Raw genomic sequence first — 25482 nt, forward strand, 5'->3', positions numbered from 1 at the left:
CATGCAGTTTGGAAACAAATTTATCGATCTCTCAAAGCCCCAAGTAATGGGTATTTTAAATGTCACGCCCGATTCATTTTCTGATGGCGGAAAACATGCAGATGTTAATCAGGCCCTGGAATACGCACTTCAAATGGTCGATGAAGGCGCGAGCTTCATTGATATAGGTGGCGAGTCTACGCGGCCCGGTGCGCCAGAGGTATCTTTACAGGAAGAGTTAGATCGCACTATTCCCGTCATTGAAGCGGTAGCGAAAAATGCAAATTGTGTAATTTCTATCGATACGAGTAAGGCCGAGGTGATGCGAGAGGCCGTCAGTGTCGGAGCTGGATTAATTAATGACGTTAGGGCCCTACAAGAGCCAGGTGCATTAGAGGCTGCATCACAAGCTGGCGTACCAGTTTGTCTTATGCATATGCAAGGTCAACCTCGCACCATGCAAAACAACCCTTCATATGATGATGTGGTTGAAGACGTTGCCCAGTTTTTATTAGAACGAGCGAAAGCGTGTAAAGCATCAGGAATCGCGCAAGAAAAAATATTATTCGACCCCGGCTATGGGTTTGGAAAGTCGCTAGAACACAATTATTCGTTGGTGAAGCATTTGCCCAAGTTGATGAACCTTGGTTATCCAGTGCTTGTGGGTATGTCTAGAAAGTCAATGATTGGTAATTTACTCAATAGAAAAGTGGATGAGCGCTTGGCGGGAAGCATAAGCCTCGCTACAATTGTCGCACAAATGGGCGCACAGATTATTCGGGTTCACGACGTTAAAGAAACAGCGGATGCTGTCAATATTGTGAAAATGCTGAATACCATAAAATAAGGAATAATAATGACGCAGCGCAAATATTTTGGAACAGATGGCATTCGCGGAAAGGTTGGCGAGAGCAACATTAATCCTGAATTTGTAATCAAGTTAGGCTGGGCAGCCGGAAAGGTTTTGGCAGGTCGCGGTACAAACAAGGTTCTTATCGGTAAAGATACGCGTATCTCGGGATACATGCTTGAGTCTTCATTAGAAGCTGGCTTGTCAGCAGCGGGTATTGATATCGGTTTGCTCGGGCCCATGCCAACACCAGCTATTGCGTATCTAACCAAAACATTTCGTTCTGAAGCCGGTATTGTGATTAGTGCGTCGCACAATCCATTCTATGATAACGGTATTAAGTTCTTCTCTGCACAGGGCTTCAAACTTGACGATGACATAGAACTGGCTATTGAGCACATGCTTGAGCAACCCATGACCTGTGTTGCGTCAGATAAACTTGGTAAAGCAACAAGAATTAACGACGCCGCGGGTCGTTATATTGAGTTTTGCAAGGGGACATTCCCATCTGAGCTTTCTCTTACTGGTCTAAAAATTGTGGTTGATTGTGCTCATGGCGCTACCTATCACATTGCACCTAATGTGCTACGGGAACTAGGTGCTACGGTTATTGAGCTAGGTACTGCGCCAAATGGTTTGAATATTAATGACGGCGTTGGTGCAACATCAATGAACGCTATCGTTGAAAAGGTTAAAGAAACCGGAGCAGACCTAGGCTTTGCGCTAGACGGTGATGGTGATCGATTAATGATGGTCGACCATTTAGGGAATGTCCTGGATGGCGATCAGATTGTTTATATTATTGCTCGTGACGCGCTTAAAAACGGCAAAATGCAGGGCGGCGTTGTTGGCACGCTAATGAGTAACCTTGGCCTTGAAAACGCGTTGTCTAAGCTAGGTGTTCCTTTCGCGCGAAGTAATGTAGGCGATCGATACGTAATGGAGCTTTTACAGCAAAAAGGCTGGTCTATTGGCGGTGAAAACTCAGGGCACGTATTGAACCTTAATATGAGTTCTACAGGCGATGGTATCGTAGCGGGTTTACAAGTCCTTGCGGCGATGCTTCGTTCTCACATGGACCTGCACGATTTGGCAAGTGGCTTCGACATGTACCCCCAGACTCTCATTAACGTTCGCTATGTTAATCAAGACGTGGATTACCTCGCGCACAATGAAGTACAAAATGCTAAACAAGAAGCTGAATCGGCATTGGGTAAAACGGGCAGGGTACTGTTACGAAAAAGCGGCACTGAGCCTCTTATTCGTGTAATGGTAGAGTCTAACGACGAATCCCAATCACAAAAATGGGCAGAGCATATTGCCGAAACTGTTCGTAAACTCGCCAATTAGTTGGCGTAGCTGGAAATTTTGCTTTTTGTGCTTGTATCTTTTTAATTAAATAGTTAATATCACGCCCGCTTTAAGACAGGGCTAAGGTCTACGTTGTGAGTGATAATGTAAGAAAGCCGTTCGTGGCTGGCAATTGGAAAATGAATGGGAATTTGGCGCTGGTCGCTGAGTTCAATCAGAAATTAGCGGGTTTAAAAGCAAAAGCTGAAGTGGTTGTATGTGCACCTTCACTGCTTTTACATGCGTTTGAGACGGATTCATTTTCAATTGGTACTCAGAATGTTAGTCACCTTGATAATGGTGCTCATACTGGTGAGCTTTCGGTAGACCTTCTCAAGGAAGCTGGCTGTAGTTATGCTATAGTTGGGCACTCAGAAAGGCGCGAAGACCAAGGTGAGTCAAGCGAACTTGTTGCTCTTAAGGCTAAAAAATGTGTCGCTGCTGGTATTGTCCCTATTATTTGTGTGGGCGAGCCTCTTGATGTAAGAGAAGCCGGTGAGGTTGAAGCATTTGTAGGCGAGCAGCTTGACGCTCTGGTAGACAAAATGTCTATAGAGGAGCTAAGCAAAACCGTTATCGCTTATGAGCCAATTTGGGCTATCGGAACGGGTAAAACGGCAAGCCCAGAACAAGCACAAGAAGTACATGAATTTATTCGCACTTACTTCTCGAAAGTAGATGCGACTCTGGCTCAGAGCCTTCGTATTTTATACGGTGGTAGTGTGAAGCCAGATAACGCTGAGACATTATTTGCTCAAAAAGATGTAGATGGTGGCTTAATCGGCGGGGCCAGTTTAAAAGCTGAAGATTTTATTTCAATTTGCCAAGCGGCAAACTGACGAGGTATTTATGATTTACGAAGTGCTTTTAGTAGCATACCTAATTGTTGCTCTTTTATTGATTGGATTCGTTTTAATCCAGCAGGGTAAAGGTGCGGACATGGGCGCTTCATTCGGTTCAGGTGGCTCGAATACAGTATTTGGTTCGTCAGGTTCTGGTAACTTCATGACACGTACTACTGGTATTTTGGCAGGTTTGTTTTTCTTTATCAGCTTAACGCTAGGTGCAATTACTGCAAATCGCGAAAGTGCTGATGATGAGTGGAACAACCTTGAAGTTCCTGCTGCTGTAGAGCAGGAAGTTGAGCGTCCGGCTGACCAAGACGTTCCTGTTATTGAAGACGCGGTGCAAAATGACGTACCTGCTATCGAGACTGACGGAACTGACGTACCAGCGGCTGACGACAGCGAAGGTTCAAACTAAGTAAAGTTTTTGCGGAAGTGGTGGAATTGGTAGACACGCCATCTTGAGGGGGTGGTGAGCATAGCTCGTGCGGGTTCAAGTCCCGCTTTCCGCACCAAATATAAGAAAGCCAGCAGATTGCTGGCTTTTTTTATTTCAAAAATTGACGTTGATTTAAGATTTTGCGAATCTTTTAAAGCGTTCAATAGTGCAATTGTAACAAAGCGTTAAATTCCAAAATATACAGCGTGTTACCCCTGTTACTCGTTCTATTCTTCAGCTATTCTCTTAGCTTATGGTCGCGTTTATTGCCACCTAATTACCGTTGCAACCATGGGGCACTCTAGTGCAAAAAACACTTAGTCAGAGTTTATTTCAAACCTTATTCATAGGAATTGTTATAGCATCGCTTCTGATTGTTGGCGCCGTTTGGCGTTCTGCCAGTACACTTGTTGTGGAAAATATTGACCACGATGTCTCCCTAGCAGAAAAAGTCTTCGACAAGGTTGTTGCAGACAGGCAAGCTGTTATCTTAAGTGTTTCCAAAGTGCTGTCACGCTCATTTGATTTTAGGCGTGCGGTGGGCACCGAAAATATTCCCTCTATCGAGGCCGCGTTTAGAAGTTACGCTGAAAGACTTAATACCGACATTATTGCCCTGGTAAGCTTAGACCATAAGGTTGTGGCTTCACATACCCCTCTCTTTGAGGTCGGTCAAAGTCTTGAGAGCAGTGTAGCTCTTGTGGTAAACCAGAAAGAAAGTGGTTTGTTTGTTGTAAATGACTATTTAGTTCAACTCAGTCTTATACGTGTTGAAATACCTACACTTAGGTACTACATGCTGATAGGCGTTGAATTTGACGATGCGCTTTTACAAGAGCTTAAGCAACTTGTAGATGCCGAAATTATTATTTCAAAAACCGAATCAAACGAAATTCTCACCACTACTTTAAGTACGAGTGAAGCGCAGAGAGTTTTAGCTCAAAAACGCGATCCATCATGGGTAGATGTAACGTTTAATGACGAGCTTACTTATTTTACTCGCCGTGTAAACATTGGTGCTACCGATAGACTTCCTGTTAACATTACTCTTGCGGTTGATACCACCTCAGCATTCAATGCGTTTTCCAGAATTCAGATTACTATTTTAGTGTTTTGCTTGGCAGCAATGGTTATTGCATTGGCGTTTTCTCTCGTACTGGCGAAAAACGTGACCAAGCCAGTGTCTAATCTAGTGAAAGCGGTCAACAGAGTAGCGTCTGGCTCTTATGGCTCGACACTTGATGAGCCATCGAAATTAAGAGAAATCACCGAGCTTGCCAACGCTGTTGATAGCATGCAAGCAAACATAAAAAATCGTGAGTTAGATATCCGTTACCAAGCTGAGCATGATGTGCTCACTGGTCTTTTTAACCGAAATTACGTTGAGAACTACTTCGAGTCTGAAATTAAAGAGAAGCGTGCCTTACAAGTTGTCGCCATTACCGTCATCGGTTTTCGTACTATCAACGATCTGTACGGCTATTCTAACGGCGACAATACATTAAAAGCATTAGCGCAGAGATTACAGCGTTGGCCTGGTATATCAGCCCGCTTAGCGGGCGGAGAAGTGCTATACATCTCGCATGAATCGCTTAATGATGAACAGCTCGAGACACTTAAGCACATTCTAGAGCAACCGGTTGAAAGTAACTTGATAGCGATTCCTTTAAAAGTGGCAATGGCAGTTTTAGAGTGCCCGCAAGACGCATTCACGTCAGAAGAGTTGTTCAGGAAAATGAATATCGTTACGGACGAAGCGATTCATAGCGATAAGTGGTGCGTTCGTTATCGTGCTGAATTAGAGGATAAATATAATCGTAGGTTAGCCATTACCACAGAGCTCAAGCGTGCGCTGGCAAGTCAGCAGAACGAGCTGTCTATGGTATATCAGCCTAAAATTGATTTAGTAACGATGAAAGTGTGCAGCATGGAAGCGCTCATTCGCTGGAATAGCAGTGCGTTGGGCTTCGTTCCTCCGGATGAGTTTATTACTATCGCTGAACAGGCAGGCCTAATCGAGCAAGTTACCTCGTGGGTAATGAAGCAAACTATTTCAGATTTGGCCTATTTTCGGGAAAAAGGGTACGACTTTACTGTGGCAATGAACTTGTCTACCCAAGATATTCAAAATAAGGTGCTGCTAAGCAACTTGGTATCCCTGCTCACTGAAAAAGGCCTTTCACCAGATGCCCTCGAACTTGAAATTACGGAAAGCGATTTGGTGGCAGATGCATCGTTAGCGATAGAGAATTTGAATGAGTTGACGGCGCGAGGGTTTCACTTCGCTATAGATGATTTCGGTACTGGTTATTCTTCACTCGCGTATTTGAAGAACCTGCCTGTAAAGACTATCAAAATAGATAAGAGCTTTATTCTTTCTCTTGCCAGCGACGAAAATGATCAGCAAATTGTTCATACGGTGCTTAGCTTAGCCGCTGTCTTTAATTTGAAAGTCGTTGCAGAAGGCGTGGAAGATCTCGCCTCTCTCACAATTCTTAAGGATTGGGGGTGCGACGTTGCCCAAGGATATTATATAAGTAGACCGCTTAAGCTAGCTGATTTAGAAGAGTGGCTTCAAAATACACCTTTCGGCGAATAGCTATTTTATTAAATAAAATTTATTGTTTTTGTTGAAATTATAAAAGCTATGGCGCTTTCGCATTCGAGATGGCATTGTAAATGCAATGAAACATAGCGAAGCGTGTAAAACCCTCTTTGGGAGCTAATTCCACGGCAAGACGTGAGCTTTTTACCCATTGAGTTGTGAAATTACTTCAATAACAAGGAATTTATTATGGATATCATTCGTATACTACTGTCGATTTTGTTACCACCGCTAGGCGTGTTTTTACAAGTGGGTATTGGCGCACATTTTTGGATAAATATTCTTTTAACGATTTTAGGTTACTTCCCAGGCGTGATCCACGCTGTTTACATCATTGCTAAGAAGTAACTTCAAAGACATCGTTTCGAACGACGAACCTTATCTTTGAAACAAAAAAAGCCAGCTTATATAAGCTGGCTTTTTAATAGAAAACACGTAACTGAAACCGCTTGTTTCCGTTCTCCATTGTGGTTAGACCGTAAGTTTTTCGGCATCCAGCTCTTTATTCATCTCTTCTCTGTATTCTTTTGCCAACTTTGTTTTTTGGCTGTCGTTTAGCACTTTTCCTGCAACTTGGAAAAACTCTTGCTCTTCATCAGCTAAATGATGCTCAACTTTTTCCTGCAAGTTTTTTAAATGGCGTAACCATGCTGGTGAACTCATATCTGTTTCATCAAGTTTCTCTAGAAGCTCATCGATTTCGTGGTGTTCTGCAATACCATGGCGAGTCAAATCAACTGTGGCATCTTTTTCTAGAAGGTGGGTGTAGAAATGACGCTCTTCTGCAATGGCGTGACTTTCCAACTGCGTTTTAAGCTCTAAATAATATTCTCTGCGTGCAGCTGTGTTACCACTTGTTTCTGCAAGAATTTTCAATAATAAACGCTGTTTTTCATGATCTTGACGCAATGCTTCAAAAATTTTCATGGATATATCCCCAAATAGTTAATTACTACTTTCAGTAATGCTATTTCTATTCCATGTGTTCAAGCTTCGTTAGATTATGATTTTTAATAGATTTTTTGTTCGACAGAAACAATGTCACGACGTTTAGCTATTTAGAGCGCAATTTTTACAAAAACTTTTCCGATAAATTCACGTTGTACACGCCCATACATGGCCGCTAAAACTGCGTAATGAGTAGCGTAATTCCAGCGACCTAAGTATTGAGTTAGACGCCTTGCGCGACCATTGCGTCTGCGAGTCGGCGAAAGGCGGCAATATTTGCACCTTTCATGTAGTTAATGAAGTCACCTTCCGTTTTGCCTTCAGAAACACATCGTTCGTGAATGCTAGTCATAATGGAGTAGAGCTGCTCGTCGAGTACGTCAGCCTCACGTTGGTTAAACATGGCATTTTGCCCCATTTCCAAGCCAGACAAGGCAACGCCACCGGCATTAGAGGCTTTACCAGGGACATACGTTATTTTTTCTTCAATAAAAAGGGCCTGAGCTTTATTCGTACACGGCATATTTGCACCCTCTAGCACCATGCTGCAGCCATTGTCTAGCAATGCTCTAGCATCGTCTTCGGTAAGCTCATTTTGCGTAGCGCAGGGTAGGGCAACATCACACGCAATGTGCCATGGTTTTTTATTATCTATCCAATCTCCCATGTCATTTTCAGCCATGTCTTTAAGTATATTATTACGAGATGCGTGGTTCTCAATTGCCCACTTAATGGCTGTATGGTTCAATCCCTTTTCGTTGTGCAATAAACCACGACTATTAGAAAGCGTGACTACTTTTCCGCCTTTCTCCGTGGCTTTTAACGCAGCGTGCAGCGCAACGTTGCCTGCGCCGGAAACAGCAATTGTTTTACCGTCAATGTACGTATCTTGATGTTTGCAAACGGCCTCTAGAAAATAGATAAGACCAAAGCCTGTAGCTTCGGTGCGAACGTAGCTTCCACCAAACTCTAAGCCCTTTCCAGTTAATACGCCTTCAAACCTGTTATTGAGTCTTCGGTACTCGCCATATAAATAACCAATCTCTCGCGCACCTACGTTGATGTCGCCAGCAGGTACGTCAGTGTTAGCACCAATATGCCTTTGTAGCTCACGCATAAAAGATTGACAGAAAAGCATAATGTCTCTGTCCGTCCGCCCTTTAGGGTTAAAGTCAGAACCACCTTTACCTCCACCCATCGGAAGGCCTGTGAGTGCGTTCTTAAAACACTGCTCAAACGCTAAGAATTTTAGTACGGAGAGATTTACGGTTGGGTGGAAACGCAAGCCACCTTTATACGGGCCCATTGCTGAATTGTGCTGCACTCGCCATCCTTGATTAACCTCAATCTCGCCCTTGCTGTTCATCCAAGAAACCGTGAAATAAATAACGCGCTCGGGTAAGCATATTCGCCTAACGATATCGAATGCTTTGTAGTCATCATGAGCATTTGAAATAGGAACTATGTCTTCAAGTACTTCATGTACCGCTTGAAGATATTCACTTTCACCCTCGAATTTTTCTTTAAGAAATGAATATATTTCGTCGAAGTTGCTTTGATGTGCCATTAACTATTTAATCCTTTTGTTCACGGTTTACTAATACAGTAAGGCTATGAGGGAGTGTTTTTATGACGAGAGATTGGTCTTCATAAATTTCACCATCTACTGCGTAAGCGGTGGGTTTATCGAACGTCAATGTGAGACTGGACGCTTGTTTGTGACGTATAGAGTCTGACTGTTTTTTTGATTCTACCGGGCTAAAAACCAATTCCGCTAACGATTGAAATTGTTTGTCAGAAGAGGTTTGTGGCAACAGCCAAGTTATATCTAATTTACCGTCCGTTATATCGGGTTGTTCTGCACCTTGGGCTAACGCTGTTGTCATTGGGGCTGCATTGGCGATAACGAAACTTGGAGTTTGAAAGCGCTCAGCCTCGTCGTCTTCAAATGCCACGTCAAACGTCATGCTTTCATTATTTGAAATCGCATTCCATAGCCCTTTTAAATAAGCAAACTGTCCGCCCACATTCTTTTCTTCTCTATCTGCTGCGGAAATCATCTTCTCTTCAAATCCCACAGCCGCGACTAAGAGCATGACTTTGTCGTTACACGTGGCGGTGTCTATTTTTAACGTAGCCCCATCAATAATGATATCGCAGGCTGTACTGATGGGCATGACTTTGCTGATATAACCATGAAGAACTTGGCTCAGCGCATTTGCTGTTCCAAAAGGGATTATTCCCATGGTCACGTTAGTATTGATTAAGGCTGAAGCCACCTCTGTAAGAGTACCGTCTCCGCCGCAAGCAACAATGATGTCTGTGCCTTCATCTCTCGCTTCTTTAGCCAGCATTTTTCCGTCAACTTCGGGCGTTGTTTCTTTAACAGTTACTTTAAACTTTTCATTCAGACGAGATAGCACGTCTTCTTTATATTGCGACCACTTTCCGCCACCTGCGACAGGATTAACAATCAGCGTTAGCGTTTTTTCTAAAGAGAGTAAACCACCATCTCTTACTTGCTGAAGTGAGGCGAGTTGGCGCTTATTAAGGCGTGCGGTTTGGCGTATTTTGTTTATTTGTTTAAGCGCATCATCAACACTAAGATTAGGATCTTTCGCTAACAAATAGGCTGCAACAACCAATACTGAACGACCTCGACCAAGAGCACAGTGAACCACCACGTTTTTATCTTCAGAAATTTGTTGGTTGAGCCAATTAATGGCAAGCACCAATTGTTCTGAGGTTGGGCTGGTATGGTCGAGTACCGGTATATTCAGATATCGATAATCTTCTTGATACGCGGTCCAATCAAGACCGTCGAATTCAGCCGTAACGTCAAGAATAGCGTCAATTTTATTTTCATTTAGCAGTGCTACATGCTTATTGGACATGCGACACCCTAAAAAGAGGTGTGGCTCAATTTTTTGAAGCGGGGGGACTTTATCGTTTCTGCGTGCATACTCGTTGTAAAGCCATGACCCCAAAAGAAAAGGTACAAAAATCCACCGTATATAAAATGGAATAGAGCCATCTTCACGCTTTCTAAACAGACTTGGATAGTTAAGCAAATAAGCACTGCTCACTGCGATAAGTGAAAATGCAGTCCATCCAAACAATAATTTCAAAAGAACACTGGGAACAAATACCGTTAAAACTAACGATAAAATTGCGCCTAGCACGTAATACTTTACCATTTTCACAATTAACACATCCTTTGTTGTTAAAAAAAGCGAACAGTGTATGCATCTATACTTTCACTCTTATGTTTTCGTTTACTTTTACTGTTGCTAGATGAACTTAGAATTAAATGACTACGTATGCTTTTGTAGTGAATCTATGAGCGTTAGTAATGAAAAATAGTGCAGTATTTAAAGTAATAAACTTTGCGTGGTTTCAGGGAATTTGGTGGCTAGTGATTCTATTTCAGAACCAAGCCGTCATACCCGTGCTTGCTCTAATTGTTTTGTGGTTCTTTCTTTCTCCCAAGCGCTTAGAAGATGCAAAACTTATGGGAGCCATATTCTTGTTGGGCACTTTTGTTGATGCAGCGCTGACGCAGAGCGGGCTGTTTATTTTTGACGAGTCTGAAGCATTGATAGCGTTTTGGCCCATTCCGATTTGGTTAAGTCTGCTCTGGGCGGCTTTTGCAGGGACCATCTATCACAGCATGATGGTTTTTAAGGGGCGATTATTACTGGCATCAATTGGTGGCGCTGTTTTTGCACCACTTAGCTACATAGCTGGCGCAAAGTTTGGAGCGGTAGAGCTTGGCGTTGATCTTCTACTTGCTTACATTTTCATAGCACTAGTATGGAGTGTGGTATTCCCTCTGTGCTTCTATTTATCCAACCGTTTCGAGGCAACCCAAGTCGAAACGTAAATGCAAGGAGTGTATTGGTATGACGAAAAATGTATTGGTAACTGGTGGTAATCGTGGCATCGGTTTTGAAATAGTAAAAGGAATGTTGTCGAAAGGTTACAAAGTGCTAATGGGGTGCCGTGATGAGGAATCAGGGCTTGAAGCGAAGAAGCAACTTGTGGGTGGAGATTTGCACGTTATCGAAATGCCGCTAGATAATGAAACAGCCATCGTCGATGCTTTTGTGCGCGCCGAGGCAGTGTTTGGACCAATAGATATTCTAATAAATAATGCAGGCGTATTAGATGATACTCCATGGCAAGAGGTAACCGCAGAGTCGCTAGCAAAATCAATGCAAGTCAATGTTTATGCTCCGCTAACGCTCATTCAACAAACCCTACCTCAAATGATTGAACGCGGTTTCGGACGGATCATTAACGTAAGCTCTAGCTATGGAAGCTTTGCAGAGGAACTAAAAGGGCCTTTTAGCTATGCCATTTCGAAAGCAGCCGTTAACGCACTAACGGTAAAGATGGCAGCGGCGGTTGACGAGGCAGCAAACGGCGAGCCTTTAGACGTCACCGTAAACAGTATGACGCCAGGCTGGGTCCACACCAGAATGGGAGGGAGTGATGCGCCTAAAACACCTGAAGAGGGGGCTGACACGGCAATTTGGTTAGCTACAATGGAAAAGGGTGGCCCTCACGGTCAGTTCTTAAAAGACAGAAAACCCATAGATTGGTAAAACGTTTATTTACGTGAATGCGGTATAACTAACCATTAAGGCTACGTAACGTAGCCTTTGCTAATGAGGTGCTAGAGAGTGCTGTGCTAGAGCGAAAAACGCTCTCGAAGGAAACGAGCAATTCCATCTTCATCGTGATGACCGATAACAGACGTTGCAGCTTCTTTAATATAAGGTTTCGCATTAGCGGGCGCGTAAGCCTCGTCAGCCAATTCAAACATGCTTAAATCATTGTCACTATCGCCGAAACAAATCACATTACTTGCACCCAACTGCTTTCGCAAAAGTTCGACTGCACTTCCTTTGCTTGCCAACTTATGATGAACGTCCATCCAGCGGTATTCGTCGCCTTCGATGGCAGGTCCGGAGTATGCAATTAGCTCATCGTGATTATTTAACTGCTGATAAATATCGTAAACGAGTGTCGCATCGCCAATCATACTGATATTTGTGATGTGCGCCGCTGGGGGGAGCTCTTCGATAGGCGCCAGTCTGGCTTTCGTTCTGGAGAAGTACTTGTCTATCAAGTTTCGCTCAATCAGATGTTTTGGCGTTGAATAATAAATAATATGTTCGTGCTCAGGGCTTTCCAAATTTACCGTATTGATAAACGGTGTGATGTTGTTTTTAACCGCATATTCGACGATAAGGTTTACTTCGCTTGGCGCAAGAAGGTTCTCTAAAGTTAACGCGTTACCGGTTGGATCCCAAATTGCGACCCCGTTATTGTAAATATGAGGTAGTACGAACGACTGGCCTTCCAGTACAAATTGCGCTGAATGCATAGTACGTCCAGTAGCGACGGTAAACGCAATGTCCTTTTCGCTAAGTAAACCCAGCGTTTCTCTGGTAAATGTCGAGATTTGGGAAGACTTATTTAAAAGAGTCCCGTCCAAGTCAAAAAAAATTAAGTCCATACAATCAGTACTCGGTGTCTTTAAACGATAAGGAATACAAAATGCGAAAGGGCAATACACTTGTCACTATGTGCATTGCCTCTCAGAATTGTTTGCTGAACACGTTCGCTTTTGCGTTGTGTACACTATCATACTCTAACTATCTGCCCCTGCTTATTACAGGTATTTTAACTTTTTATCGAATAGACTCGACGACTTTGTCTGAATGTTGACGAAGCAACGAAGACAATTTAGAAGCAGACTGAGATTTCTTTAAGTTGATAACAAGTGCTACTTTACCATATCGCACAGCATGCCTAACGGTTTGAATTACCTCGTTTCTATCTGGTCTTAGACCCATTAGTCCTGCGATAAATAAGCCGATGAATAAGCCTGGGCTAATTAACGCAATATAGGTAAATAAAGGATTTTGCTTCGTGAGAGCAGGGCCGAATTGCGTGAGTAGAAACGCAGCAATTAGGCCCACCGCTAGCCCAACAAAACCCAGCAGTAAGTGTGACGACCACATTCTTTTCCCAATTGATTCACTGTTGCGTTCCAGTTTTTCGCTCATGCGCGGATCTTTTGCCTCAACAATTTCTATCTGAGCGCTTTCTATTGATGTTTGACCTTTAACCACATCAATCGCTTCCCTCGCTTTTTCTTTTGAAGGAAAAATAGCGGCAACCTGAAGCTCTTTATCAGAGACGATCTTGGCCCTTAAATTTTCGGTTCCGTTATCGTCATTCTTCTTTATATTCGTGTTCTTTGAGTTTTCGATAGTCATCTTAATTCCTCTCAGTCAGTTTTAGAGCTCACCAAACTTAAGTTAGTGACGCTCAACATCTTAACTTCTACATTCAATTTTGTGCCCGGTAATCCATTCAAGCACATGAATTCATACGATTATTGAGGATAAGTATTCAAGTAGTATTCCGGGTGGTGTTTAAATATGCTTTCCATCAAGGTTAAAACCTAGAATGCTGAAGCTATCACTATGAATTAACGAAGGTTTTCATGAATATTACAAGGTTGTTAGACAAGCTTGAGGCATATCTTTTTAGTACATATTTCAATTTAGACTATTGTCATCAAGGGGGCGCGCACTATAAATATTGCGGTAGTGTGACAATCTTACACGGCGCTGAAAAAGGTTACACAGCCAAGAATCTTTGGATAACGGTGAAGTAACCTGACAACGCTAGGTGATCATTTCTTTCTTTTTAACTGTAATTTTATTCAGTCAGAAAAATAACACGCATGTTTGAAGGGTGTTGTAAATCTCAACAAAGAATATGGAGAATGCTTTGACAGCACGGACGAAGGGCTACTGCAATGTTTATTCGGATGATTGCCACTTATCCATCAAGCGAATTGCCTGTGGGAATAAACGTTTCTACTACCGTTACGCGAGTGGACGAAAAGTGTCGAGCGAACGGGTAATAAAGAGAATTAAAAAGCTCGTAATTCCACCTAACTGGCGAGATACCTTTATTAGTCGCGACAGTAAAGCCAGCGTGCAGGCGACAGGCTATGACGAGAAAGGACGAAAGCAATACATCTACCATGAGAAATGGCACGAGCAACAACAGGTAGAGAAATTTAAAAGGTTAGTTGCTTTTGGGAATGCTCTACCTAAGTTTCGCAAATATTGCCAAACTTTGGTTGAAAAACCCTCATGGACGCTAGAGAGAGCATGTGCACTAGTGTGTTTGCTACTTGACTATACAGGAGCGAGAGTGGGAAATGCTCAGTACAGCAAAGAGAACAACACATACGGTTTAACCACACTGAGGCGAAAACACATTCAGGCCCAATGCGATGACAGTGTAGAGTTGGCTTATGTAGGGAAACATGGCAAACCGCGTACGTTAAAAGTGAACGATCCAGAACTGGCTTCACTTATTTGTGATTGCGCTCAACAGCAGGGTTACTGTTTGTTCCGCTACCAGGGGCCAAATAATCAATGGAGCGATGTATCCAGCGAAGATGTAAATGCTTTTATTCATCGTGAATTGGGTGAGCAATTTAGTTGTAAAGACTTCAGAACCTGGGCATCCAGTCGCTTTGCGCTTACAGTTATGCCTGACGTTCACGAGCAGGTGGCAAATTCTCGAACTAAAAAATGGGAAAGTACTTTAAGTAAAACCGTTTCTGCAGAGCTTGGAAATACCCCCGCTGTTTGCAGAAAATATTATATTCATCCGAAGCTATTTAGTGTGTATTCCGCCCCAGAATCCTTCAACAAACTTATCGAAAAGCTAAATGCGCTTAACAATGAAGATTGTGTGCAGCTTGATCACTTACTGCCTGTAGAAAAGCTTCTTTTGCATGTTATTTCTACTGATAACGTTCAGTAATGGGTTTTAAGTGAAAATGTTTCAGTAAGAAGTAAAGTGGGCCAAATTAGGTCATATCGCTGCAAAGTTATATTGTTTCATGATTGATTTGGATTTTGTATATATCTGAAAAATAGGGAATATATAAATAAATTGAATGCGGTTTTATTGTGAAACATTATTTGCCTCCTAAACGAGCTAAGAGCGTGTTAAATCTATTTGTTTAAAAATCAAACTTGAAATTTTTTTTCAAATCCTTATATTATTAGAACTCTAATGATTATTGTTCGATTTAATTTTGCTTCTAAATTGCAGAGGCTAGTTAATCTTTAAGGGCGAGCAGCATTGTGCAAGTCTCGCCTTTTGTATTTATGAGGCTGCGAGAGAGTGCTGACGAATAAGCACCTCTTTATTGCTTTAGCAGCAGGACAAAAAATCATTCTAGAATTTTTGATAGTAATAGAGGAAACATTAGACGTTATGCCAATGGAAAGTTACCTATCGCTGGCTGTGTATTTTTTAGCGATGTTGGGAATAGGATTGTTTGCCTATCGCCAGTCAACCAGTGATATTTCTGGCTATATTCTAGGAGGCCGGCAAGTAAGCCCTCAAGTAACTGCACTTTCAGCTGGTGCGTCTGACATGTCGGGTTGGATGTTAATGGGTTTGCCAGGGGCAATGTACCTAACAGGGTTCGACGCTGTTTATATAGCGATTGGGCTAGTTGCAGGTGCTTTGGCAAATTATTTATTAGTCGCGCCAAAGCTTCGCGTATATACAGAAGTGGCAGACGATTCGTTGACTGTCCCCGAGTTTTTCGCAAAGCGATTTAATACGCCTAATTCAAGCTTGCGTATTGTATCTGCAGTCATCATTGTTTTGTTTTTCACGCTGTACACATCAGCCGGGTTGGTCGCAGGGGGCAAGCTTTTTGAAAGCGCGTTTTCTGTAGATTATCAGTTAGGCTTATTTATAACACTGGGTGTAGTGGTTTCTTACACCTTATTGGGCGGCTTTTTAGCAGTAAGTCTGACTGACTTTGTTCAAGGCTGCATTATGTTTGTCGCATTGGTGCTAGTACCTATTGTGGCGTTTAGCGAATTCGATAGCGTTTCGCAGATGACAGGCGCGGCTTATCAATCTGTACCTAATTTTTCCGAGTCATTGGAAACGCTGACCTTTGTGGGTTTATTGTCGAGCTTAGGCTGGGGGTTGGGCTACTTTGGTCAGCCACATATTATCGTACGTTTTATGGCTATTCGCTCGGTAAACGCGATCAGCACGGCGAGAAACATCGGTATGTCATGGATGACGGTGACGATTATTGGTGCGTTAGCGACAGGATTCGTGGGCATTGCTTACGCGAATCAATTTGGGTTAGCGGTTGATGATCCAGAAACCATATTTATTATTTTTTCACAGTTACTGTTTCACCCACTCATTAGCGGTTTTTTAATGGCAGCTATTTTAGCAGCGATTATGAGTACGATTTCTTCGCAGCTTCTAGTAAGTGCGAGTTCGTTAACGGAAGACATTTACCGCGTGATGATGAGTAAGAAATCGTCGCAGCAAGCGCTAAGTGAGAAGCAAACGGTAACAATAGGGCGTTATGGTGTAGCAGGCGTTGCAGTTGCAGCATTGCTATTGGCTATGGACGCATCGAATACAATTTTATCTTTGGTAAGTAACGCTTGGGCAGGTTTTGGTGCCGCGTTTGGTCCGTTAGTGCTGTTTTGTCTGTATAAAAAGGACCTAACAGCAAGAGCGGCGATGGCAGGCATGATCAGTGGCGCAGTCACTGTACTGTTTTGGATTTATGCCCCGGTTCTGGCTGACGGTAAAACGTTAAGCAGCGTTATTTATGAAATTATTCCAGGGTTTGCGGTAAGTACGTTAACGCTTTATTTGGTAAGTCGCTTCGGTGAAAACCCATCTAAAAACGTACAGGCAACGTTTGCGCAAGCCGGTGAAGAATTAGCAAATCAACAATCTTAAGGTTAAAAAGTTCATTATGAGTCATCCTAATTGGAAACGCGTAGTCATCAAAGTAGGTAGTGCACTAATATCGCCCAACCAGCAAGGTTGTAGCAGTCACTATTTACTGAGCATTGCACAGTTTATTGTGCGATGCCGAGCTAACGGTACACAAGTTGTTCTTGTGTCTTCTGGTTCGGTTGCAGCGGGAGCGCACCTGTTTCCAGAACAAGAGAAAACCAACATTGCAGTTAAAAAGGCGATGGCGGCAGCAGGGCAAACAGAAATGATTGCCACATGGGATAGGTTGTTTGACTTTCCTTCTGCCCAAATGCTTTTAACGCACGCTGACTTACGTGATAGAGAGCGTTACGTCAGTATTCGTGAAACGATTTTTAGTTTGTTAGATAACAACATTCTGCCAATCGTGAACGAGAACGATACTGTTACCACCGACAAGCTAAAAGTGGGTGATAATGACAATTTATCGGCAATGGTGGCGTCTGCTGCTGAAGCAGATGCATTAATAATCTGTTCGGACATCGACGGGTTATATGATAAAAATCCACATGAATTTGACGATGCTAAAATGCTTAAGTCTGTGGAAACTATCGATCAAAGTATTTATGACATGGCCGGTGGCGCTGTTAAAGGCGGGGTAGGAACTGGCGGCATGCGCACTAAAATTGAAGCAGCCGAAAAAGCGGTTTCGCATGGTATAGATACATATATTATTAATGGCTTTACTGAGTTGTCGTTTAATATGCTTCTTGCAGGTGAAAACCCTGGCACGCATTTCAAACCACACGCTAAACCAATGCAAGAAAACGTGCATTGGATGCGCCATACGTCAAATGCGCAAGGTGAAGTGATTGTGGAAGGGGATTTCGATGCCTCTTTAGCTGGCGACGCCGAACAACTTACGAGTAGTGAAATCATCGACGTTAAAGGTGAGTTTTCGGTAGGCGACACAATTTTAGTGCGTAAAGAAGACGGCACTAAATTGGTAAAAGCAAAATCGAATTACAGTAGTTGTTTATTGAATTTTATTGCTAATCAGGAAAATGATGACTTCGCCCACGAGTTCGAAGAAAAAACAGGGCCAATCATTTCTGATCAGCACATAGCAAATTTGGAGAAAGAATGAGTATTATTACAGAGTTAGCACAACAAGCAAAAAAAGCTGCACGTACACTGGCAATTTTAAGTGAGAGCCAGAAAAACGCGGTACTCACCGACATGGCAGCGGCAATTCGTGCAAACAAAAGTAAGATTATTGAAGTAAATGAAAAAGAAGTAGCTCGAGCAAAAGAAAATAATTTAGATGCAGCAATGATCGACCGCTTAATCCTGAATGATGAGCGTATCGAAGGCATGGCTGAAGGCATTGAAGTTATCGTAGAACTTGATGATCCTGTAGGTAAAGAGCGTGTTATCGGTACCCGTCCAAATGGTATCGAAATTAAGAAAATGCGCATTCCTTTAGGTGTTGTGTGCATGATATATGAAGCACGACCTAATGTTACTGCCGATGCTGGCGCGCTGTGCTTTAAATCGGGCAATGCAGTAATATTACGTGGTGGTAAAGAAGCACTTGATACGAGTTTGGCGATTGCACAATTAATGCAGGATGTGCTTGAAAAGCACAATCTACCGAAGGCCCTTGTTACTGTTGTGCCGAACCCAGACCGCGCACTTATGCAAGAGTTAATGGAACAGCGTGATTACATCGACGTGATAATTCCGCGTGGTGGTGAAGGCCTTATTAATTACGTGACGGACAACGCTAAAGTGCCGGTTATTCAGCACTTTAAAGGTGTGTGTCACCTATATGTCGATAAAGACGCGGATTTAGACAAAGCATTAGCGATACTGCTAAACGGTAAGACGCAGCGCACAGGTGTATGTAATGCATTAGAAGGCTTAGTTGTGCACCAAGCAGTGGCGGGTGACTTTTTACCGAAAGTGGCAGATGCCTTTAAAGAAAAAGGCGTAATGGTTCACGTAAATGAAAAAGGCAGTCAGTACTTTGAAGGTGCCGATGTTATCGCTGAGGATGCCTACGGCGAAGAGTACCTTGGTTTAGAGATCGCAATTCGTGTGGTTGATGATTTCGACGCAGCGGTTGAGCATATTGCGCAATTCGGCAGTAACCACACCGAAGTCATCATTACTGAAGACGCCGAGAAAGGTAAGCTTTTCCAGCGTGCAGTAGATGCAAGTGTTGTGATGGTTAACGCTTCATCACGCTTCTCTGATGGCAGTCAGTTGGGCTTAGGTGCAGAAATTGGCATTGCAACGACTAAGCTTCACGCTTATGGTCCAATGGGCTTAGAGTCGCTAACTTCAGAGAAGTACTTAGTAAATGGTGAAGGCCAAATTCGTGAATAATAAAGTTAAGCGATAACTGGTCGGCATTGTGCCGTGAGTTTACATGCTTCATAATGATAAGCGCTGACATTCGTCGGCGCTTTTTTTCGCCTATTCAAAGATTTACCCCAAGCACAAACGGAGCTTACATGGAGATAGTGATAGACCCCGCGCAGTTATGGCAACAGCTTATCGTTTTTGCGAGCGAGTACAAGCTGCTGACGTCGTTAGTGCTTTTGATCGTACTGCATTTCACTAAAAAAGGGGTATTGCTACTTATAAGGCGCATTAGTTCGCAACGCGGAGAAGACCGTCGAAATCAAATAAACATATTAGAGCAGTTGGGTAATGCTTTCATTATCATAGTGTTAATGATGGTGTGGAGCTCTGAAATACAAACACTGGCTATTTCCATTGCGGCATTTATGGTTGCCATAGTGCTTGCTACCCGCGAATTTATTCAATGTTTTATGGGGTTCATTTACTACCTGGGCGCAAGGCCCTTTAGGGTAGGAGACTGGATCCAAATGAATAATATTATTGGTGAAGTGGTAGAAATGGATTGGGCAAAAACCGCGTTACTTGAAGTAGACCCAGAAAGCTTTAACTACACGGGTAAGCACGTGTATGTGCCAAACAGCCAACTTGTTACCCAAACCGTTCGCAACCTAAACTTTATGCGCCGTTACCGCTTACACTCCTTTGAAATTGTTAATGAGCCGACGGTAAATGCTTACAGCTTACTGCCTGCTTTTCATGCTAGAGCACAGGCCCACTGCGAATATTTTCGCGACGTAGCAGAGCGTTATAAAGGCTTAATTGAGCGACATCTCGACCAAGAGTTTATTCGCATTGACCCAGAGGTTGAGATTAAAACCAATGAACTCGCCAAAGTGGTAGTGAAGGTGAGCTTGTTTTGCCCGACAGCCGAAGCGCATGAACTAGAGCATAAAATGTGTTCAGATTGGTTGAGTTTGTGGTTTAGAGCACAAAAAGAAGAGCAAGCATCGCTTATGCAACAGCAAAGCGATTTAAATGCGAACAATATGCAACAAGCAGCGACCACAGAGCAACAAACGACTACAAGTACTGGACTATAGTAGAACATAGCGCTGGCGCAGTACGCACACTGTATGAATAAGATGTGTTTACTGCGCTAGTCTTGACACGTCCAGTTCCGTTTATGAGAAAAATGCCCTTCTAAAAAAGCCATCTGATCGGCCAATATCCGTCTGTTCATCAAATAAAAACGTTCGTAAACATTTGGCCTAAAGGGCACAGCCAGAAGAGGCATATTGGCTTCTTCTGGCGTTTTATCAGCTTTGGCGTGATTGCATCGCTGACACGCAGAGGCGACATTTGTCCAAGTGTCTTTTCCGCCGCGAGAGCGGGGGATAATGTGGTCTCGGGTAAGCTGCTTTGGCGTAAATTTATTGCCGCAATAAAGACATAAATAACTATCGCGCCTGAACAAATAGCGATTAGTTAGGGCAACTTTACCTGACAAATCGGTTACCTTTCCATCACATGCGATAATACTAGACAGCGTTAGCTGGCTTTGCAGCCCTTCATGATTCCAGCCTCCTCTGAGCGTGATAGCGTCGCTACCTAGCTCAAATAGCACCTTGTCCTGACTGTAAAGCTTGGCGGCTTGTTCAACATCTATCCACTCTTGTGGCATGCCTGCTTTGTTAAGTCGAAGTACCAACATGGTTATCTCCTTTAGCACACTAATATTAGACGTTCTTGTTGTGGTTAATCTTGTCTGATTGTATGTAGCTCTGTAGGTGTTTTTATATTTCTGTTTTGTTTGCTTTTTGTTCTAGCATACGCCGTTTTGTGTCAATATGATGAAAATATAGCCAAATATTGAAATTTCACAGATATTTCATATAGTCATGTTGCAATGAACGTGGATAAATACATAACGAATAACGCAACAAATTCTTCGCAGCGCTAAATTTGGGAATGGTATTAATGCCACTTCAAAGCTATACTATGCGCCGCGTTTAAAAGCGATAAATAAAGATTGAAATTAAAGGACAAATAGTGACTCCTATTACTAAATCATTTCAGTATGGACAGCATACTGTAACTCTAGAGACGGGTGTAATTGCTCGTCAGGCAACAGCTGCGGTTCTTGCGAGCATGGACGATACGTCTGTACTGGTAACAGTAGTTGGTAAAAAAGAAGCCAAGCCAGATCAAGACTTCTTCCCTCTAACAGTTAACTACCAAGAAAAAGCATACGCTGCGGGTAAAATCCCAGGTGGTTTCTTCAAGCGTGAAGGCCGTCCATCTGAAGGCGAAACATTGACTGCGCGTCTTATCGACCGTCCAATTCGCCCATTATTCCCAGAAGGTTTCAAAAACGAAGTACAGGTTGTTGTTACTGTAATGTCTGCTAACCCAGATATCCCTACAGACATCATCTCTATGATTGGTACTTCAGCAGCTCTTGCTATCTCTGGTATTCCTTTCAACGGCCCAATTGGTGCGGCTCGTGTAGGTTATACCAACGGTGAATACATTCTAAATACACGCGCAGAAGAGCAAGCTGAAAGCCAGCTTGACCTTGTTGTTGCGGGTACTGAAGGTGCAGTACTTATGGTTGAATCAGAAGCTGACGTGCTTTCTGAAGATACTATGCTTGGTGCGGTAATGTTCGGTCACGAGCAACTTCAAACGGTTGTTAAAGCAGTGAACGAGTTTGCTGCTGAAGTTGGCACTGAGAAGTGGGACTGGGCACCAGAAGCAGAAAACACTGCGCTTAAAGACAAAGTTAAAGCACTAGCTGAAGCTGAAATGACAGCGGCTTACCAGATTTCTGACAAGCTAGAGCGTAAAGACGCGGTAACTGCAGCCACTGAAAAAGCATTAGAAGCTATCCTTGCTGAAGACGAAGAACAAGACAAAAAAGAAGTACTAGATCTTCTTCACGAACTTGAGTCTGACGTTGTACGTTCACGCATCCTTTCTGGCGCGCCACGTATCGACGGTCGTGAGCCTGCAATGATTCGTGCACTAGACGTAGCAACTGGCATTCTTCCTCGTACTCACGGTTCTGCACTATTTACCCGTGGTGAAACACAGGCAATTGTTGCTGCTACTTTAGGTACAGAGCGTGACGCACAGATGATTGACGAGCTTCAAGGTAAGCGCGACAGCCGTTTCATGCTTCACTACAACTTCCCTCCATACTGTGTTGGTGAAACCGGTATGATTGGTTCGCCTAAGCGTCGTGAAATTGGTCACGGTCGTCTAGCGAAGCGTGGTATTCAAGCAGTAATGCCAAGTGAAGAAGAATTCCCGTACGTAGTACGTGTGGTTTCTGAAATCACAGAATCAAACGGTTCATCTTCAATGGCGTCGGTATGTGGTACATCACTAGCGCTTATGGATGCGGGTGTTCCAATTAAAGCGTCTGTTGCGGGTATCGCAATGGGCCTAGTTAAGAGTGACGACAACTTTGTTGTACTTTCAGACATCCTTGGTGACGAAGATCACCTTGGCGACATGGACTTTAAAGTAGCGGGTACTACCGACGGTATTACTGCACTTCAAATGGACATTAAGATTGAAGGTATTACTAAAGAAATCATGCAAATTGCGCTTAAACAAGCAAAAGAAGCACGTTTGCACATTCTTAAAGTAATGGACGAAGCGATTGGCGGTCACCGTGAAGAGCTAAGTGAATTTGCTCCACGCATTTACACAATGAAGATTGATCAAGACAAGATTCGTGACGTTATCGGTAAAGGCGGCGCAATGATCCGTCAAATTACTGAAGAGTCTGACACTAACATCGAGATTGAAGACGACGGTACTATCAAAATCTTCGCGACAGAGCGTGCGAAAGCAGACATCGCTATTAGCAAGATTGAGCAAGTAACGGCTGAAATTGAAGTTGGTAAGACTTACAACGGTAAGATTACACGTATTGTAGACTTCGGTGCGTTTGTAGAAGTTCTTCCAGGTAAAGAAGGTCTTGTTCACATTTCACAAATCGCTCACGAGCGTGTGAATAAGGTAACTGACTACCTTAAAGAAGGTGAAATGGTTGACGTTAAGGTTATGGAAATCGACCGCCAGAACCGTGTACGTTTAAGCATTAAAGAGCTTCTAGAAAAGCCTGCGCCTAAGTCTGACGACGCAGAGTAATAGCAATTAGGTTTTAAACCTAGTTAGTTATGTTTAAGTAAAAAGGGAGCTTGGCTCCCTTTTTTCGTTATAGGTTTTAAAAGAGATAACGGGTTGGGTTTTTACTTGTTAATCCACACATTTAAACCATAACGAAAAGCGCTATTTTAGAGGTATTAAACTATGGATAAGCAAACGCAAACCGAAGTAGAAGCAGCGGTATTCCGCCGCCTAGTAGAACACCTAGACGCAAATAAAGACGTTCAGAACATCGACCTGATGATTTTGGCGGATTTCTGCCGTAACTGCTTGGCGAAATGGTATTCAGCTGCTGCAAGCGAGCAGGGCGCTGATATCGACTATGAAGCCGCACGCGAAGTGGTATACAAAATGCCGTATTCAGAGTGGAAAGAGAAGCACCAGCTTCCTGCTACTGATGAGCAGCTTGAAAGGCTAGCTGCTAGGCAGAAGAAGTAACAATTGATATGTATTTAAGAAGCCAGCGAAAGCTGGCTTTTTTGTGCTTGGCAGCGTGAAAAACACCAAAATCACCTGCACGCTGATGTGTTATATTTAAAATATTAGCAACAAATGATTTTACGATCTTTTCTTTATTTTACTGGTGGTTATGGTTTAAAGTAGTGAGCAATAAAATGAACAAATACCCGAAAGTGGTGTGGATTAGCATGACGGTTTGGGGACGAGTAAGCTGTTATACGCAAATGGAATTAATATGCATATCAATAAAGTAATAAGTTACAACTCTGCTTGGCAGATTCTTAAGGAAAAGGATGATGCATACAATGAAATATTTGAAGCAGTAAGCAGGATTAATAAAGAATTATTACAAAATCCCAACTACTCTAGACCACCTTACAGAACAGATAATGAGAATGTAGTTGAAATAACACCTTTTTCATTTCATCGGTGCTGGGAAACACTCATGGAAGAGCTAGGCTGGGGTAGCTATCGTATGATATCGGATACTCCTGGCGGTATAAATATTTATGTTAGAAACCTCAAGCACCGTGTGGCGACAAAAATGATGGCATCTGACCGCATGATGATGTTTCCTAATTGGTTGTTAGTCGAAACACCTAAAGTTGTAAACACGGAATATTGCGATCTTTATATTCTTATTGTCCCAATGGATTCTGAAAAAGATATCTATGAAGATCCTAGAAGAATGAGGCCTCACTTTTACTTTGAAAAATGCCTTGCTCAATTAACAGATTTACTACCCTTAAACCAGAGTGAACCTTTTCTTGTGCTAGGTATATCTAGCCAAGCAACTCCTTTAGATATTATAGAGTTTGAACCAAATGATTCCCCTAATGTAATCGAGCGTGTTTTAGAATTTCCAAAAGAACACTACCAAGCTGGTATTGGAATACTTTCATATTTCGGTGAAATAATTAAACAGAAATATCCGGATATAGATGTAAAGGTCCGTATTGAACAAGATGGTAGCATTGTTAGGTTAATAATCGATACACCTGATGGAGCAAGAGATATAATAGAGAAAACATTAGAAGACTATGCATTAGTTGTTACGAATCAATCTCCACCTGAAACTCTATTAGAAGACAAACTACAAATTCATGCATTGTCGAACAAGTTATCGCTAGCGGAGCTTGAGGTAAGGCAAACTAGAGATCTTATGCAAATATCTGAAAGCCACTATCATAGTAGAATACATACGCTTGAGGACGAAGTAAGATTTCTCAAAGAGCAAGTTGGTCGACAAATGCATCATATGAATAGATCACAAGACCTATTGTTTCGCCAAACAGAAAAAGAAGAAAAAGTCATGCTAGCTCAAATAGAAAGTTCTAGTAGAACTGTTGAAGAACTAATTCAAGACGCGTGGAATAGTGCAGAATTGAGGAATGCTTTAACTCAAATAAACCGGGTCCTTACAGACGGCGCGACAGACAATGATGAACCTGCCACAAAAGAAGCGCTCATTACTGTTAGAGATGTATCTTCGGATGTTTTTGAAGATTTGTCAGAAGCGCTTAAGAATACAATGTATGGTGTCAGTGGAAATATTGTTTTTCAATGGCTTCAGCAAATTGCAAACTTAATCGCTTAATCGTATAACAAATTCGTCAATTAGGACGCTCGCAGGCTCGCGCCT

General features: G+C 42.7%; 22 protein-coding genes and 1 tRNA gene. 17 read left to right on the forward strand and 6 right to left on the reverse strand.

Going from position 1 to position 25482, the window contains the following annotated elements:
• Nucleotide 1: 1 nt before the first annotated feature.
• From folP to C6Y39_RS10430, 7 genes are all read left to right on the forward strand, one after another.
• Nucleotides 2–826 (forward strand): dihydropteroate synthase, encoded by an 825-nt coding sequence (folP, locus tag C6Y39_RS10400; protein WP_105931180.1) that lies wholly within the window; start codon nucleotides 2–4, stop codon nucleotides 824–826.
• A gap of 9 nt (nucleotides 827–835) precedes the next feature.
• Nucleotides 836–2179: a phosphoglucosamine mutase gene (gene glmM / locus C6Y39_RS10405; RefSeq protein WP_105931181.1), complete on the forward strand. Its 1344-nt coding sequence runs from the start codon at nucleotides 836–838 to the stop codon at nucleotides 2177–2179.
• Between the two features lie 95 nt (nucleotides 2180–2274).
• Nucleotides 2275–3018 (forward strand): triose-phosphate isomerase, encoded by a 744-nt coding sequence (tpiA, locus tag C6Y39_RS10410; RefSeq protein ID WP_105931182.1) that lies wholly within the window; start codon nucleotides 2275–2277, stop codon nucleotides 3016–3018.
• 10 nt (nucleotides 3019–3028) lie between these two features.
• Complete coding sequence (gene secG, locus C6Y39_RS10415) at nucleotides 3029–3442, forward strand: preprotein translocase subunit SecG (protein ID WP_105931183.1); 414 nt, start codon at nucleotides 3029–3031, stop codon at nucleotides 3440–3442.
• 11 nt (nucleotides 3443–3453) lie between these two features.
• Nucleotides 3454–3539 (forward strand) — tRNA-Leu (locus tag C6Y39_RS10420).
• A 228-nt stretch (nucleotides 3540–3767) separates the two neighbouring features.
• Nucleotides 3768–6062: a GGDEF domain-containing protein gene (locus tag C6Y39_RS10425; RefSeq protein ID WP_105931184.1), complete on the forward strand. Its 2295-nt coding sequence runs from the start codon at nucleotides 3768–3770 to the stop codon at nucleotides 6060–6062.
• A 195-nt stretch (nucleotides 6063–6257) separates the two neighbouring features.
• Nucleotides 6258–6416 (forward strand): YqaE/Pmp3 family membrane protein, encoded by a 159-nt coding sequence (locus tag C6Y39_RS10430; protein ID WP_014949371.1) that lies wholly within the window; start codon nucleotides 6258–6260, stop codon nucleotides 6414–6416.
• Between the two features lie 123 nt (nucleotides 6417–6539).
• Here C6Y39_RS10430 and C6Y39_RS10435 read toward each other — a convergent pair whose 3' ends face one another.
• From C6Y39_RS10435 to C6Y39_RS10445, 3 genes are all read right to left on the reverse strand, one after another.
• Nucleotides 6540–6995: a hemerythrin domain-containing protein gene (locus C6Y39_RS10435; protein ID WP_105931185.1), complete on the reverse strand. Its 456-nt coding sequence runs from the start codon at nucleotides 6993–6995 to the stop codon at nucleotides 6540–6542.
• A gap of 244 nt (nucleotides 6996–7239) precedes the next feature.
• Nucleotides 7240–8583 (reverse strand): NADP-specific glutamate dehydrogenase, encoded by a 1344-nt coding sequence (gdhA, locus tag C6Y39_RS10440; RefSeq protein ID WP_105931186.1) that lies wholly within the window; start codon nucleotides 8581–8583, stop codon nucleotides 7240–7242.
• Nucleotides 8584–8590: 7 nt separating this feature from the next.
• Entirely contained in the window at nucleotides 8591–10219 is a 1629-nt protein-coding gene (locus tag C6Y39_RS10445; protein ID WP_105931187.1) for a diacylglycerol kinase family protein, read from the reverse strand.
• A 149-nt stretch (nucleotides 10220–10368) separates the two neighbouring features.
• Between C6Y39_RS10445 and C6Y39_RS10450 the strand changes: the two genes are divergently transcribed.
• Together C6Y39_RS10450 and C6Y39_RS10455 are read left to right on the forward strand one after the other, a co-directional pair.
• Nucleotides 10369–10899, forward strand: coding sequence for a DUF2878 domain-containing protein (locus tag C6Y39_RS10450; protein ID WP_105931188.1), 531 nt, complete (start codon nucleotides 10369–10371; stop codon nucleotides 10897–10899).
• A gap of 19 nt (nucleotides 10900–10918) precedes the next feature.
• Nucleotides 10919–11623, forward strand: coding sequence for an SDR family NAD(P)-dependent oxidoreductase (locus tag C6Y39_RS10455; protein WP_105931189.1), 705 nt, complete (start codon nucleotides 10919–10921; stop codon nucleotides 11621–11623).
• Between the two features lie 86 nt (nucleotides 11624–11709).
• Here C6Y39_RS10455 and C6Y39_RS10460 read toward each other — a convergent pair whose 3' ends face one another.
• Together C6Y39_RS10460 and C6Y39_RS10465 are read right to left on the reverse strand one after the other, a co-directional pair.
• A complete protein-coding gene (locus C6Y39_RS10460; protein ID WP_105931190.1) occupies nucleotides 11710–12540 on the reverse strand; it encodes an HAD family hydrolase in 831 nt (276 codons plus the stop codon).
• A 175-nt stretch (nucleotides 12541–12715) separates the two neighbouring features.
• Nucleotides 12716–13306, reverse strand: coding sequence for a hypothetical protein (locus C6Y39_RS10465; protein ID WP_105931191.1), 591 nt, complete (start codon nucleotides 13304–13306; stop codon nucleotides 12716–12718).
• 520 nt (nucleotides 13307–13826) lie between these two features.
• Here C6Y39_RS10465 and C6Y39_RS10470 point away from each other — a divergent pair.
• The 5 genes from C6Y39_RS10470 (at nucleotide 13827) to C6Y39_RS10490 (ending at nucleotide 20302) form a co-directional block, all read left to right on the forward strand.
• Nucleotides 13827–14879, forward strand: a complete 1053-nt coding sequence (locus C6Y39_RS10470) for a DNA topoisomerase IB (protein WP_240618864.1) — start codon at nucleotides 13827–13829, stop codon at nucleotides 14877–14879.
• Nucleotides 14880–15338: 459 nt separating this feature from the next.
• Nucleotides 15339–16853 (forward strand): sodium/proline symporter PutP, encoded by a 1515-nt coding sequence (putP, locus tag C6Y39_RS10475; protein ID WP_105931467.1) that lies wholly within the window; start codon nucleotides 15339–15341, stop codon nucleotides 16851–16853.
• A 16-nt stretch (nucleotides 16854–16869) separates the two neighbouring features.
• Nucleotides 16870–17979 carry a glutamate 5-kinase gene (gene proB / locus C6Y39_RS10480; RefSeq protein ID WP_105931193.1) on the forward strand — a complete coding sequence of 370 codons (1110 nt, stop codon included), beginning with the start codon at nucleotides 16870–16872 and terminating at the stop codon, nucleotides 17977–17979.
• Nucleotides 17976–19223, forward strand: a complete 1248-nt coding sequence (locus C6Y39_RS10485; protein WP_105931194.1) for a glutamate-5-semialdehyde dehydrogenase — start codon at nucleotides 17976–17978, stop codon at nucleotides 19221–19223. Before proB ends, C6Y39_RS10485 begins: the two co-directional genes overlap by 4 nt.
• A 128-nt stretch (nucleotides 19224–19351) precedes the next feature.
• Nucleotides 19352–20302, forward strand: coding sequence for a mechanosensitive ion channel family protein (locus tag C6Y39_RS10490; RefSeq protein WP_105931195.1), 951 nt, complete (start codon nucleotides 19352–19354; stop codon nucleotides 20300–20302).
• A gap of 56 nt (nucleotides 20303–20358) precedes the next feature.
• On the opposite strand, the gene C6Y39_RS10495 is transcribed toward C6Y39_RS10490, so the two are convergent.
• A complete protein-coding gene (locus C6Y39_RS10495; protein ID WP_105931196.1) occupies nucleotides 20359–20913 on the reverse strand; it encodes an HNH endonuclease in 555 nt (184 codons plus the stop codon).
• 338 nt (nucleotides 20914–21251) lie between these two features.
• Between C6Y39_RS10495 and pnp the strand changes: the two genes are divergently transcribed.
• From pnp to C6Y39_RS10510, 3 genes are all read left to right on the forward strand, one after another.
• On the forward strand, nucleotides 21252–23363 hold the full coding sequence (pnp, locus tag C6Y39_RS10500; RefSeq protein ID WP_105931197.1) for a polyribonucleotide nucleotidyltransferase: 2112 nt from the start codon (nucleotides 21252–21254) through the stop codon (nucleotides 23361–23363).
• Between the two features lie 162 nt (nucleotides 23364–23525).
• Nucleotides 23526–23819 carry a DUF1244 domain-containing protein gene (locus C6Y39_RS10505; protein WP_105931198.1) on the forward strand — a complete coding sequence of 98 codons (294 nt, stop codon included), beginning with the start codon at nucleotides 23526–23528 and terminating at the stop codon, nucleotides 23817–23819.
• 256 nt (nucleotides 23820–24075) lie between these two features.
• Nucleotides 24076–25437 carry a hypothetical protein gene (locus C6Y39_RS10510; protein ID WP_105931199.1) on the forward strand — a complete coding sequence of 454 codons (1362 nt, stop codon included), beginning with the start codon at nucleotides 24076–24078 and terminating at the stop codon, nucleotides 25435–25437.
• The last annotated feature ends 45 nt before the right edge of the window (nucleotides 25438–25482 follow it).

The organism is Alteromonas gracilis (assembly GCF_002993325.1).
GTDB classification, from domain to species: Bacteria; Pseudomonadota; Gammaproteobacteria; order Enterobacterales; family Alteromonadaceae; genus Alteromonas; species Alteromonas gracilis.

Excerpts from the sequence above, each read along its gene's own strand:
- folP (WP_105931180.1), top strand. The coding sequence starts at position 2 with ATGCAGTTTGGAAACAAATTTATCGATCTCTCAAAGCCCCAAGTAATG.
- glmM (WP_105931181.1), top strand. The coding sequence starts at position 836 with ATGACGCAGCGCAAATATTTTGGAACAGATGGCATTCGCGGAAAGGTT.
- secG (WP_105931183.1), top strand. The coding sequence starts at position 3,029 with ATGATTTACGAAGTGCTTTTAGTAGCATACCTAATTGTTGCTCTTTTA.
- C6Y39_RS10430 (WP_014949371.1), top strand. The coding sequence starts at position 6,258 with ATGGATATCATTCGTATACTACTGTCGATTTTGTTACCACCGCTAGGC.
- C6Y39_RS10435 (WP_105931185.1), bottom strand. The coding sequence starts at position 6,995 with ATGAAAATTTTTGAAGCATTGCGTCAAGATCATGAAAAACAGCGTTTA.
- gdhA (WP_105931186.1), bottom strand. The coding sequence starts at position 8,583 with ATGGCACATCAAAGCAACTTCGACGAAATATATTCATTTCTTAAAGAA.
- C6Y39_RS10450 (WP_105931188.1), top strand. The coding sequence starts at position 10,369 with ATGAAAAATAGTGCAGTATTTAAAGTAATAAACTTTGCGTGGTTTCAG.
- C6Y39_RS10455 (WP_105931189.1), top strand. The coding sequence starts at position 10,919 with ATGACGAAAAATGTATTGGTAACTGGTGGTAATCGTGGCATCGGTTTT.
- C6Y39_RS10460 (WP_105931190.1), bottom strand. The coding sequence starts at position 12,540 with ATGGACTTAATTTTTTTTGACTTGGACGGGACTCTTTTAAATAAGTCT.
- C6Y39_RS10465 (WP_105931191.1), bottom strand. The coding sequence starts at position 13,306 with ATGACTATCGAAAACTCAAAGAACACGAATATAAAGAAGAATGACGAT.
- putP (WP_105931467.1), top strand. The coding sequence starts at position 15,339 with ATGCCAATGGAAAGTTACCTATCGCTGGCTGTGTATTTTTTAGCGATG.
- proB (WP_105931193.1), top strand. The coding sequence starts at position 16,870 with ATGAGTCATCCTAATTGGAAACGCGTAGTCATCAAAGTAGGTAGTGCA.
- C6Y39_RS10485 (WP_105931194.1), top strand. The coding sequence starts at position 17,976 with ATGAGTATTATTACAGAGTTAGCACAACAAGCAAAAAAAGCTGCACGT.
- C6Y39_RS10490 (WP_105931195.1), top strand. The coding sequence starts at position 19,352 with ATGGAGATAGTGATAGACCCCGCGCAGTTATGGCAACAGCTTATCGTT.
- C6Y39_RS10495 (WP_105931196.1), bottom strand. The coding sequence starts at position 20,913 with ATGTTGGTACTTCGACTTAACAAAGCAGGCATGCCACAAGAGTGGATA.
- C6Y39_RS10505 (WP_105931198.1), top strand. The coding sequence starts at position 23,526 with ATGGATAAGCAAACGCAAACCGAAGTAGAAGCAGCGGTATTCCGCCGC.
- C6Y39_RS10510 (WP_105931199.1), top strand. The coding sequence starts at position 24,076 with ATGCATATCAATAAAGTAATAAGTTACAACTCTGCTTGGCAGATTCTT.